General features: G+C 49.6%; 14 protein-coding genes and 1 tRNA gene. 2 read left to right on the forward strand and 13 right to left on the reverse strand.

Features of this window, described 5'->3' with window-relative positions:
- Positions 1-784 (forward strand): sodium/glutamate symporter (locus RDL68_RS04795; protein ID WP_308540546.1); only part of this gene is annotated, 784 nt, incomplete at its 5' end.
- Positions 785-948: 164 nt separating this feature from the next.
- On the opposite strand, the gene RDL68_RS04800 is transcribed toward RDL68_RS04795, so the two are convergent.
- From RDL68_RS04800 to RDL68_RS04850, 11 genes are all read right to left on the reverse strand, one after another.
- Entirely contained in the window at positions 949-2133 is a 1185-nt protein-coding gene (locus RDL68_RS04800; protein WP_308540547.1) for a glycine C-acetyltransferase, read from the reverse strand.
- A 31-nt stretch (positions 2134-2164) separates the two neighbouring features.
- Positions 2165-3118, reverse strand: a complete 954-nt coding sequence (locus RDL68_RS04805) for an L-threonine 3-dehydrogenase (RefSeq protein WP_308540548.1) — start codon at positions 3116-3118, stop codon at positions 2165-2167.
- Between the two features lie 45 nt (positions 3119-3163).
- Complete coding sequence (locus RDL68_RS04810; RefSeq protein WP_308540549.1) at positions 3164-4294, reverse strand: HAMP domain-containing sensor histidine kinase; 1131 nt, start codon at positions 4292-4294, stop codon at positions 3164-3166.
- Between the two features lie 19 nt (positions 4295-4313).
- Complete coding sequence (locus RDL68_RS04815) at positions 4314-4997, reverse strand: response regulator transcription factor (RefSeq protein WP_308540550.1); 684 nt, start codon at positions 4995-4997, stop codon at positions 4314-4316.
- A gap of 49 nt (positions 4998-5046) precedes the next feature.
- Positions 5047-5700 (reverse strand): phosphate signaling complex protein PhoU, encoded by a 654-nt coding sequence (gene phoU, locus RDL68_RS04820; protein ID WP_308540551.1) that lies wholly within the window; start codon positions 5698-5700, stop codon positions 5047-5049.
- Positions 5701-5725: 25 nt separating this feature from the next.
- Complete coding sequence (pstB, locus tag RDL68_RS04825) at positions 5726-6493, reverse strand: phosphate ABC transporter ATP-binding protein PstB (protein WP_308540552.1); 768 nt, start codon at positions 6491-6493, stop codon at positions 5726-5728.
- A 46-nt stretch (positions 6494-6539) separates the two neighbouring features.
- The gene (pstA, locus tag RDL68_RS04830) at positions 6540-7439 is read right to left on the reverse strand and encodes a phosphate ABC transporter permease PstA (RefSeq protein ID WP_308540553.1); all 900 of its coding nucleotides are present in this window, start codon (positions 7437-7439) and stop codon (positions 6540-6542) included.
- Complete coding sequence (gene pstC, locus RDL68_RS04835) at positions 7436-8476, reverse strand: phosphate ABC transporter permease subunit PstC (protein ID WP_308540554.1); 1041 nt, start codon at positions 8474-8476, stop codon at positions 7436-7438. Before pstC ends, pstA begins: the two co-directional genes overlap by 4 nt.
- A 119-nt stretch (positions 8477-8595) precedes the next feature.
- The gene (locus RDL68_RS04840) at positions 8596-9594 is read right to left on the reverse strand and encodes a phosphate ABC transporter substrate-binding protein (protein WP_308540555.1); all 999 of its coding nucleotides are present in this window, start codon (positions 9592-9594) and stop codon (positions 8596-8598) included.
- A gap of 320 nt (positions 9595-9914) precedes the next feature.
- Positions 9915-11210 carry an FAD:protein FMN transferase gene (locus tag RDL68_RS04845; RefSeq protein ID WP_308540556.1) on the reverse strand — a complete coding sequence of 432 codons (1296 nt, stop codon included), beginning with the start codon at positions 11208-11210 and terminating at the stop codon, positions 9915-9917.
- Between the two features lie 33 nt (positions 11211-11243).
- A complete protein-coding gene (locus RDL68_RS04850; protein WP_308540557.1) occupies positions 11244-11420 on the reverse strand; it encodes a hypothetical protein in 177 nt (58 codons plus the stop codon).
- A 27-nt stretch (positions 11421-11447) separates the two neighbouring features.
- Here RDL68_RS04850 and RDL68_RS04855 point away from each other — a divergent pair, with 27 nt between their 5' ends.
- The gene (locus tag RDL68_RS04855; protein ID WP_308540558.1) at positions 11448-11597 is read left to right on the forward strand and encodes a hypothetical protein; all 150 of its coding nucleotides are present in this window, start codon (positions 11448-11450) and stop codon (positions 11595-11597) included.
- Here RDL68_RS04855 and RDL68_RS04860 read toward each other — a convergent pair.
- The gene (locus RDL68_RS04860; protein ID WP_308540559.1) at positions 11586-11843 is read right to left on the reverse strand and encodes a hypothetical protein; all 258 of its coding nucleotides are present in this window, start codon (positions 11841-11843) and stop codon (positions 11586-11588) included. The two genes, RDL68_RS04855 and RDL68_RS04860, sit on opposite strands and share 12 nt — an antisense overlap.
- Positions 11844-12000: 157 nt before the next feature.
- A tRNA-Val gene (locus RDL68_RS04865) sits at positions 12001-12074 on the reverse strand.
- Between the last annotated feature and the right edge of the window lie 187 nt (positions 12075-12261).

Here is a 12261-nt window from a genome sequence, read left to right on the forward strand (position 1 = left end):
GGCCTATGGCAACGATTTTGTGGAAATGGGCTACCCACTCGCCAAAACGGTTGGTGCCGCAGCAGCGACATTCGGTTTGATCTCCGCCGTTCTGTTGGGTGGACCGCTCGGTCGTCTGCTCATTGAACGCCATCACCTTAAGCCGACCAATGAAGATTTTGTGACCGATGCAGCAAATGTCAATGCTACAGAAGGTAACGAGAAGCTCACGAGCTTTGAGCTTATTCAAAACGTGGTGGTCATTATTCTCTGTATGGCAGCCGGTACGCTCATTGCCGGCTGGATCAAGAGCCTCTTCAACGTATCGCTCCCGACTTATGTTGGTGCGATGTTTATTGCGGTCATCGTCCGCAACCTGAATGAGAAATTTCACTTCTATCATTTCGATTTTGCCCTTACGGACGGTATCGGTACGGTGATGTTGAACCTGTTCTTGTCTTTGGCGCTAATGACGCTGAAGCTTTGGGAAATTGCGGATCTGGTCGGTGGCGTATTGCTCGTCGTACTTTGCCAGGTGCTTTTCCTTGGTTTGGTATCCTACTTCATCATTTTCCGTCTCCTTGGGGCGGACTACGATGCCGCCGTTATGTGCGCTGGTCTTTGCGGTCACGGTTTGGGTGCAACGCCTTCGGCAATCGTCAACATGACCGCGGTCAACGACCGCTATGGGTATTCCCGTAAAGCTATGATGATCGTGCCAATTGTCGGTGCGTTCTTGGTCGATATTATCTACCAACCGCAGACGATTACCTTTATCAGCATGTTCGTCAAAAACCTGAAATAAGTTCCCCTGCAAGGCAGATGCAAAAAGGCTGTACGTCGTTTTTTCGATGTACAGCCTTTTCTTTGTGCGCAATTCTTATCTTGTAGAGTTTTTTCTTCTCTATTCTCCGGCGCTTGTCCCCGACACCGCCGATGCCTTCTCCCGGTGCGTTGGAGACGAAAACGTTAGATAATCCCCAGTTCTTTTCCTACCTTTCCGATAATTTCCACCGCATGCGTTATTTGTTCCGGCGTATGCGCTGCCGTAATCATGCAGCGCACGCGACCCGTCCCCTTGGGAACGGTCGGAAAGACGATGGGGCTGGTGAATACGCCTGCCTCGAAAAGTCGGGCGGAGAATTTGCCTGTTTTCGCCTCGTCCCCAATAATAATCGGGGTGATGGGCGTTTCGCTGTGTCCCGTATTAAAGCCTAATGTATTGAGCTTTTCTTTGAACAGATGTGCATTTGCCCAGAGTTTTTCGGTGTATTCTTCGCTTTCCATCAACATCTTAATGGCTTCGATAATCGCTGCGGTATCCGCCGGTGTGTTGCCGGTAGAAAACAACAGCGGACGGCTACGATTTTTCAGCCAATCAATCGTAGCTTTCTTGCCTGCCACATAGCCACCAATCACGCCAATCGCTTTGGAAAGGGTGCCGATGATAAAATCCACTTTGCCGTGCAGGTGAAAATGATCCACCGTGCCGCGTCCACTGCGTCCTAAAACACCGGAGGCATGGGCATCGTCGACATAGGTCATGCAATCATACTTTTCCGCCAGCGCCACAATGCCGGGCAAATTGGCAATGTCCCCATCCATGGAAAACACGCCATCAGTAATAATTAACACCTTGTCGTAGTCCGCACGACGTTCTTGAAGAACCCGTTCGAGATCCACCGTGTCGCTATGACGGAATACCGTTTTTTTCGCCTTGGACAACCGGCAACCGTCGATAATCGACGCATGATTGAGTTCATCGGAGATAATCAGATCGCCCTCATCGACTACCGCTTGAATCGTTCCGGCATTGCAGTTGAATCCCGACTGGTAAACGACTACCGCTTCCTCTTCCTTAAATTCAGCAAGCAAGCACTCCAGTTCTTCATGCAAGCACAAGTTCCCGTTAATCGGACGCACCGCACCTGCCCCAACGCCGTATTCTTGAATGGCTCGAATGGCCGCCTCCTTGAGACGCGGATGATTGGCAAAACCCAGATAATTGTTGGACGAAAGGTTGATGACCTTCTTGCCGTCAATCACGCATTCCGCTTCGTTAGCCCCTTCCAACACCTTAAACGATTTATACAGGCCGTCCGCCTTTAACCCTTCAATTTTCCGCTGTAGATAGTCCATGTCATGAATGCTCATTGCCTTCTCCTTTCGCAAACGGGAAATCGTCTTATTTCGTCTCTGCCAAACGCGGCTGTAAATTTTTCAGCATATCCTTGGTCATCGTTTTCAAGTCGTATTGCGCCTTCCATCCCCACTCTTCACGCGCTGCCGTATCCTCCAGCTTGTCCGGCCAAGAATCGGCAATGGCCTGTAAAGTCGGATTCACCTGATACGACATGGTGAAGGAAGGTAATTCCTCTTGAATCGCCGCTGCAATATCTTCCGGCGCAAAGCTCATGGCAGCAATGTTGAAGGCGTTTCTATGCTTTAGCTTGGTCGGATCGGCTTCCATGAGTTCATGCACAGCGCGTAGCGCATCGGGAATGTACATCATGTCCATTAAAGTGCCTTTTGCAATGGGACAGACATACTTTCCTGTTTTTAGCGCAGCGTAGTAAATTTCCACCGCATAATCCGTCGTGCCACCGCCCGGAAGCGCTTCATACGAAATCAGCCCCGGAAAACGCACGCCGCGCGTATCCACCCCGAAACGACGGAAGTAATAATCACAGAGAAGCTCTCCGGCAACTTTGGTGACGCCGTACATGGTACTCGGCCGTTGGATCGTGTCCTGCGGTGTCACTTTCGGCGTGGAATCGCCGAAAGCGCCGATGGAGCTTGGGGTAAAGACCGCCAGCTGCTTTTCGCGCGCCACTTCCAACACCTGAAAAAGGCCATCAAGATTGATGCGATACGCTGCTTGCGGATGCGCTTCTGCCACGGCGGACAACAAAGCCGCCAAATGCAGTACCGTATCCACATGATAGCGATCCACCAATTCCGCCAGCCGCTTGCCATCGGTTACATCCAGTTGTTCAAAGGGACCCGCTTCCACAACGGGAGAATCCTTCTTCACCACGTCCGTAACAATTACGTTGTTCGTTCCGTAAGCCTGTCGCAGATACGTGGAAAGTTCTGTACCGATCTGTCCCAAACCGCCTGTAATAAGAATTGTCTTCATTCCTTCTCCTTGGTCAGCCTGCGCCGCCGTTTTGTCATCTGAAGGTCACTTTTCCCCTTTCGATGATGACATTTCGGTTATGACGGATTCGACGTTTTTCGCCTCACGCGGCAGGAGAATCGAAAACCGCGACCCTTTCCCCGGTTCACTGTCCAAGCGAAGAATCCCCTCATGCGCCCGAACAATATGTTTCACCAAAGAAAGCCCTAATCCGGTTCCCGTGCCTGCGGCACGTGATCTGCCCGGATCCGCCGTAAAAAAACGTTCAAATACGCGCTTTTGGTCTTCCGGTGCAATGCCAATCCCGTCATCTTCCACAATGATGCTTACATTGTGTTCGTCTTGACGTATCTTTGTCAAGACGTAACCGCCATTCGGCTTGGAATAGTTGATGCCGTTGCTCAGGAGATTGCGCAACACATCCGCCAGCAAACGCCGGTTGCCGTAAAGCAGAATGCGCTGGGATTCTCCTTCCCCCGCCACGTCGCATTCTAAGCGCACATGGCGTTTTTCCGCCATGGAAGAAAGGGATGTCATTTCTTCGCGCAGCACCGCATGAAGATCCACCTCTTCGCGTAGGTCAAAATCGGAATAGCCCGTGTCGAATTGAGAAAGCTGAATAATCTCGTTTATCATATTTAACAGGCGCACGCCTTCGCGATGGATGATCTCGGCAAAGCGGCGTGTATCTTCCGAATTTGTCATGCCGGAAGCAATCAGCTCCGCATAGCCGTTGATGGAGGTCAGCGGACTTTTCAGCTCATGACTGACATTCGCCGAAAATTGTCGCCGCATCGTTTCATTCTCGCGCACATTCGCCAATTGTTGAAAAAACTGTTGTCGTTCCTCTTCGGTGTCTAACAGGCCGGCAAGCATTTCTTCCGCCTCCGGTACAGAAAAAGCATCGGCCGCCTTTCCGGAAAGCAGGTCGTTCCAATAGCGCACCATCAGGCGCAAAGGGCGCAAACTTTCGTTATAGATGCGTTGCGTGAAGATAGCGGACAACAAAAGCGCGGTGATGAACAGCACCACGATAACGCCTATCGTCAGCGGAATACGCTGTTCTATGCTGCTTTTCGGCAAAGCAACGCGCAAAAGTCCAATGCATATCAGCGAGGAAATGCCGGCAAAAATCATTCCTGCCAATACAAAACGACGCCATATCGTTCGTCTCATGATTCATCCTCCGCTTCGCTTACGCCTCTTTGCTCAGTTTATAACCGACATTGCGAACGGTCTGAATATACTTGCCTGCCTCACCAAGTTTACGACGCAAAGCACGAATATGCACATCCACCGTGCGGGTTTCTCCGGCGTAATCGTATCCCCAAATCGTATTCATGATGCTGTCGCGCGACAGAACCACGTCCATATTGCGCAATAGATAGGAAAGCAACTCAAATTCTTTATATGTCAAATCTACAGCTTTGCCGTCCACAAGCGTCTCCCGTTTCTTCGGATTCATCACAATTTCCTTGTGCATCAGAAGACAAGACTCGTCGCTGTCGTGATAACGGCGCAAAACCGCTTTTACACGGCTCAGCAATTCCATTACGCCAAAGGGCTTTGTCACGTAGTCGTCCGCCCCCATATCCAAGCCACGCACCTTCTCAAATTCACTCGTCTTCGCCGTAACCATAATGACCGGAGTATCTTTGGTATCGACACGTTGGCGAATCGTGGACAAAATGGAATAACCGTCTTCTCCCTCCAACATGATATCCAGTAAAAACAGAATGGGCATTTCGTCGCTGTCCAACGCCTCATAAAGCGTTTTCGCGTCCGTGAATCCGCGCGCCCGATAGCCATTGTTACTCAGCGCATAACAAATCAATTCACGAATATTTTGATCGTCTTCGACAATATATATCGGTTTCATGCCATCCTCACGATGCAAAAAGCCGTCCGAAAAAGTGGGCGGCAAAAGTTCAACTAAATTTTTCCATTGCTCCCGTTATCGAGTATACCACGGCTTCGGCAATGTTTTGGGCATGATCGGCGCTGCGTTCCAGATATTTCGCAATCATGAGCAGATCAATCACTACATTCGCCTCTATGGTTTCCTCTCGAATTTCGGCAATAATTTCTTCACGAACCTGCATGAACAACTCGTCCACCGCATCATCCATCGCCGCTGCCCGATACGCCAGCGCACTGTCGCCTTCTACAAAGGCACGCACCGCATCTGATACCATAGTCTGCGTAATTTCCGACATTTTTTGCAGGCTGCCGAGATTCGCTTCCCGATACCCGAATGTCAGCATCTGTTGGACTAACACAGCAATGTCTTCTGCCTGATCCCCAATGCGTTCGAGGTCGGTATTCATGCGAATCGCTGCAGAGATAAACCGAAAGTCACGTGCTAATGGCTGTTCTTTGAGCAAAAGCAGCAATGCCTGCTGTTCGATGGCCGAGGAAAATTGATTGATTTTTTCCTCCTGTTGCAAAACATAGGTTATATGCACTTCTTCCTTGCTCGTCAACGCACCTAGGGCGAAAGAAAGCGACTGATTAACCATTTTCCCCATTTCCACTAAATTTGCGTTAAGTTCTTCCAATTTATTTTCAAAATTATTACGCATCGTGTTCCTCCGTTGGCATAGCACATCATCCAAAATGACCGGTTACATACCGTTCCGTGCGTTCATAACGCGGATTCTCAAAAATCTGTACGGTATCCCCAAATTCAACGAGTTCGCCCAAATAAAAGAATCCTGTCTCATCCGCAATGCGCGTCGCCTGCTGCATGTTATGCGTGACGATAAGAATCGTATACTCCTTTTTTAAGGCAAACAGCAGATCTTCAATTTTTGTCGTCGAAATCGGATCTAACGCAGACGTCGGTTCATCGAACAGAATCACTTCCGGTTCGACTGCCAGTGTACGCGCAATACAAAGACGCTGCTGCTGTCCACCGGAAAGCCCTAACGCACTTTTATGCAGACGATCTTTTACTTCCTCCCAAATCGCCGCCTGTTTCAGACTTCGTTCCACAATCGCATCCAACGTCGCACGGTCTTTTATCCCGTTTATGCGCGGTCCGTATGCCACATTGTCGTACACGCTCTTGGGAAAAGGATTCGGTTGTTGAAAAACCATGCCTACACGCTTGCGCAATTCCAACGCATCCATGTCTTGATAAACGTCTTTGCCATCCAAACACAAGGCTCCCTCCACATGCGTATCGGGGATGAGGTCGTTCATTCGGTTCATCGTCTTGAGAAAGGTGGATTTTCCACATCCGGATGGTCCAATGAATGCGGTGATGCGATTCGCTTTCACTTTCATATCAATGCCTTTGAGCGCCTGAAATGTGCCGTAGTAAAAATTCAATTTGGAAATTTCAAATTTATAAGGCTGTTGTGTCTTTTCCATACGCGTTTTCTACTCTCCTTTATGTCCTCTGGATTAACGAAGGGTGCTATTTCGCCTCGCTGCCCGTTTGTTTCTTATTCATATGGCGAACCATCTTTCGCGCCGTGAGCGAAAAGAGCAGAACGACGATGACTAAAATCGCTGCGGAAAAGTTAGCAATTTTGGCACTGTTGGGATCCACTGCTTCGGAACGCATAACCCAGATATGCAGGGCAAGCGTCTCTCCGGGGCGCATGGGATTTAGTGCATTGAGCGGAGAAGTCAAATCCCAGTTCGTCCAGTCGATGCGCGTGGACATGCCGGCGGTATACATAAGCGCAGTCGCTTCGCCGAACACACGACCGGCGGCTAAGATAATGCCCGAACCAATACGGGGAAGTGCTGCCGGCAAAAGTGTATGCACGATGGCGTACCAATGTGTAGAGCCAAGTGCCATGCTCCCTTCGACAAAATGCGGAGGCAAGGCACGAAGGGCATCCTCTGTCGATGTCGTGATGAGCGGAATGCTCAAAAGGGAAACCGTCACGGCGCCGGCAAGCAGATTCCAACTTGCTCCAACACTCTGTACAAAAACGAGATAGCCAAACAAGCCAATGACAATCGAAGGCAACGACGAAAGCGATTCAATGCTCATACGTACAATTTCGGCAGATTTGCCTTTTCCTCCGTATTCCGCCATATAGATTCCTGCCGGAACACCCACAAGACAGCTAAATAGCAGAGAAAGGAACAACAGATAAATCGTGTTAAACAACTGATTCCCGATGCCCTTGGCGGAAAACGAAAGGATGCCCGGAAAATAGCTCATCAGCCCATCGATGATAATATAGCCGACAAGAAACAAGATGAACACGAGAAAGAATCCGCCCACTGCGGTAAACAACACCGTCATCAGGCGATCCACTCGTTTTGCGCGTACAATACGCGAACGCATACGCTCCTTCATCCTGCCACCTCCTCTTCCCATAAAGGCTCATCCTTTTGCGTCTTTCTTCCGACGTTTTGCTCCTTAGCCAATTTGCTTTTTTGTTTCCCGGAGAGGAAATGGATGAGTACGATGAACAGAATGGAAATCAGCATCAACAGAAGTGCCAGACTCCACAACGCCATATTCGCCTCGCTTCCGTCAATGGTGTTTCCCATATCGGAGGCAAGAATCCCTGTAATGTTTGCGGTCGGATGAAGAATACTCTGGGGAAATAGCCGCGTTCGTCCAATCACCATGGACACTGCCAATGCTTCCCCAAAAGCACGCGCCAAACCGAGAATGATACCGGTATAGATGCCGGTCCGCGATGCCGGAATAACGACGTTTTTTATCACCTGCCAGCGTGTGGAACCCATGCCGTAGGCAGCCTGACGATAACTGTCCGGCACGCCACGAAGGGTATCGGTGATATAGGTGGTAATGGTTGGAAAAATCATCACCGTCAAAACGATGACAGCTGCAAAAACAGAATAGCCTCCCACCGGCGCCTTGAAAGTATCGCGAATCCACGGCACCAACACCGTCAAGCCTACCCAGCCATAGACAATGGAGGGGATGCCGACAAAGATTTCCACGGCCGGCTGAAAGAATTTCTTCCCTGCGCATGGTGCAATTTCCGTCATAAAAATCGCCGCGCCAAGTGAAAAAGGCGTTGCCAGAAGAATCGCTAATCCGCACGTCAGGAGCGAGCCGAAAAGAAATACCGCTGCGCCAATGTGCCCCTCGCCCGGTTTGTTAAATGAATCGGTCGGCGCCCAGGTCGCATCGGTTAAAAAGTCCAGCACGCTGTGCCGGAACTGCGTAAAGGAAGCCGTTCCCCGCACCAAAAGAAATGTTAATAGTGCAATCGTAATGAAGATGATCAAAAATCCCATGACCGTCACGAACCCACGACCCAAAAATTCTCGACAGACTTTTTCTCCAAACGGTGTGCGCTGTCTTATTCGCTTCGGCAGCGCTTTTTCCGCCTGTTCTTGTTTTATTGTCTTAAGCACGTCTTGTCTCCTTCAAGTACCGTGAAGAAAAAGGCATTGCGAAACCGCTTTTCGCAATGCCTCCTTTCCTGATTGTCCGTTCTTTCCTCCGACAAACGGATGTCGGAAGGAGACGTGCGTTATTTTGAAGGCATATCATGTCCGGTCATAGCTTCCGGAGCAAGTTTGGACGATACGCCGTAGCCCATCTCTTCGATGTTCTTGCCGAATTCCTCACCCATGAAGTAATCCAGGAACTCTTTTGCCGGTGTCGTGGCTTCTCCTTTGGTGTACACATGCTCATAACCCCACACCGGATATTTTCCGCTGTAGGTGTTTTCCAAATTCGGTTCAACGCCGTCCATTTTGAGTGCTTTCACGCCCTTACCCTGGTCGCCGATGAGATAAGACAGTGCAACATAGCCGATGGCACCTTCATTTTGCTTGACGCTCTGCAGCAATTCGCCGGAATTATCCGTTTCCATGGATCCCGTCGTTTCTTCGGTTCCTTTCAGGGCAAATTTCGTAAACAGTGCGCGTGTACCGGAGGATGACGGGCGCGTAATCAGCATGATGGGCAGATCTTTTCCGCCAACGTCTTTCCAGTTCGTGATTTTTCCGGAGAAGATGTCGATCATCTGCTGCTGCGTAAGATCCTCCACCGTATTCTTTTCGTTGACAATCGGTGCCATGGTGATGATGCAAACCTTGTGATCCACCAAATCTTTCGCCTGTTCCGCTTCTACCTTATCTTCTGCAAAGACATCCGACATACCAAGCGTTACCGTTCCTGCCGCAACGTCTTTAAGTCCTTGTCCTGAACCGCCGGCATTCACGGTAATCGCAACGCCGCTTGCCTTACTCATAAAGGCTTCTGCTGCTTTGTCCGCCAACGGCTTTAACGCCGAAGAACCGGAGGCACTGATCTGTCCTTTTAAGCCGGAATACACATCCTCACCTTTTCCCTCTTCGGCAGCTTCCGAAGCGGTCTCGGCAGCTTCTGTGTTCTCTGCTGCGGTATTCTCCGATACCGGAGACGATCCGTCCTCTTTTTTGTCTTTGCCACCGCACGCCGTCAACGTAACAATTAACGCCAATGCCAATACGATGCCGAATACTTTTTTCATGGTCGATTTCATTCTCTACCACCTCTTCTTTTCTTGCTGATTTTCTCTTCCTGTTTTCGTGTACCATCTTGTTTCTGTGTACCGTCCATAGGATACGAGGAGAAGATGAAATTCATGCCATGTATTCGGTTAAGTTTATGTTAAATCGCGCAAGAATAAACTATCGCACAAAAATAAGCCCCATCGTGCAAGATGAGAAACTATCGCACAAGAGTAAATCTGTCACACAAGAATGAAACTATCGCGGATAAGGTGGACAGAGCATATCAACGCTTCTTCCTTAGTGAACGCTAATACTTTTCGTGAGGGACAGAGCGTTTTACAGAATTCGGTTAGGGCACCAGTTCAATGTCCGGCTTGATTCCCGGAGTGGACATGACATTCATTTGCTGATCCACCCAGATGACATCCACACCGGCATCCGCATAGTTTGCCAGAATCTGTTGTGCCTCTGTTTCATCCGCAATAAAAAAGACTGTCGAAAGATAGTCTGCCAGTCCCGAATCCGCTGTACGGATGCTGACCGATGTATATCGTGTTGCCGGATACAGGGTAACCGGATCAATGATATGGGCGTAACGCACCCCATCCAATTCAAAGTAACGTTGATAATCTCCCGATGTGACCATTGCCGTATCCCCTGAAACCAAAACGGTTGCTAATACATCCTTCTGTTCCGGACGTGGATGCATAATGCCCACTTTCCATTGTGCCCGACCATCCACTGGATTTCCGATGGTCTTGATATTGCCGCCCGCACTGATGAGGCCATGCTCCAGTCCTGCCGACTTCAATTTCCTCGCCACAAGTTCTGTCGCATAGCCTTTGGCAACGGCTCCGGCATCAAGCTGCAAGGCAGAATCCCGAATCAATACCGTCTTATTGGCTTCGTCCAGCACAAGATTGTCGAGATTGCTGTGTTGATTTGCCTCTTCCAGTGCTTCTTTCGTAGGGAGCGAGAAAGTGCGCTCTGCCAAGTCGTGCGCATGTTCTGCGCCCTTTTCACCAACTTCGCTTCGGTTTTCTATCGTATCGGATTCGTTTACAACGGGGGCGTGTTCATGTTCATCCGTTACCGCTTCGCGTAGGTCATGCCACAGAGCAAGCGTCTTTCCCATGGCAATATTCACTTTTCCTTGTGTTTTTGCATTCTGTTCCTTGCAGAACTGCAATAAAGAGAACAGCTCGTCGTCTACGACTATTGGCTCTTTAGACGCTTTCCGATTGAGCGTCATAATGTTCGTTATGCCATCGTATTCATGATAGTTGTCAAACAGCTTATGCAGGCGCTGAAATTCACTCTGACAGAGCGAAAAGGCCTGCTTAAAGGTTTCTTCATCTTTGGTGTAGCCGGTGAGCTGAATAACGGTGTCAAAAGCATCATAAAAGGTGCCCTTGTTTTTATACCATTTTTCGTCGTTTTGACCGACAATCCATGTTCCTTCTTCCAAGAGCGGCAGCTTTTGCAAGTCTTCTTTGGACAGAGTTTCCCGGCTTTCCGTTAAAGAAAAGGACATGTTGGATACGTTCGCTTCGGACGACGGATGTTCGCCTCTTTTGCCTTCCCCACAGCCGACGAGCAGACTCAGCGCAAGTCCCAATACCAGCAGTTTTTTCTTTGTTTTCATCGAATCTCTCCCTAATTTACCGTCATGATCCATCTATAAACGCACCGCCAACAATAGTTTGAGCGGCGCTCCGCCTGTCCTTGCCCCTGGCTGGTAGATGGTTTTTGCCGCTTGCCAGGGCGTGATCCGGGGTTGCTGGGTGCGCGACCCTGGCAAATTCACTTTTTTACCATTTGCCAGGGGTGGTTGGGGTGTGCCTGACCCTGGCAAATATCACTTTTTTGCCATTTGCCAGGGGTGGTTCGGGTGTATCTGACCCTGGCAAACACACTTTTTTGCCGTTTGCCAGGGGTGATTGGGGTGTGCCTGACCCTGGCAAATCCCATTTTTTGTCATTTGCCAGGGGTTGATCCGGGGTGCGCGACCCTGGCAAATTCACTTTTTTGACGTTTGCCAGGGGTGATGGGGTACTCCCGACCCTGGCAAATTCATTTTTTTGCCATTTGCCAGGGGTTGATCCGGGGTGCACGACCCTGGCAAATTCCCTTTTTTGCCATTTGCCAGGGGTTGATCCGGGCTGCATGACCCTGGCAAATTCCCTTTTTTTGCCATTTGCCAGGGGTGATGGGGTACTCCCGACCCTGGCAAATCCGATTTTTCACTGTTTGCCAGGGTATAACAGGGTATTCTCACCCCTGGCTAACGTTCTTTTCCCCATTTACCAGGGTATCCACCATACCCTCTCGCAATCGTGTCTTTTCAACAAAATAGGCTCTTCGCGCCGATTTCTTTTCGCTCCTATTGAAAAAGCCCGCTCCGTTGGAATATCAACAGAACGGGCATACACTTTTGGACCACACTGGAGTCGAACCAGCGACCTCCACGATGTCAACGTGGCGCTCTAACCAACTGAGCTAATGGTCCGTACTCAGGGAATGATAACAGAAGGAAAAAGGCATGTCAAGGCAGGACAGGAATGTCTTTGCCTAAATACTCTTAACTGTCAAGACATATGTTACACATTCAGCACAAGGCTCTGACACATTTAGTTTTTTCCGGCAATTCTTTTCCAGGTGCTTCCTTTTCGACGGGTCAAGGGCGAAGAGCGACC

This window comes from uncultured Murdochiella sp., assembly GCF_902488755.1.
Lineage (GTDB): Bacteria > Bacillota > Clostridia > Tissierellales > Peptoniphilaceae > Murdochiella.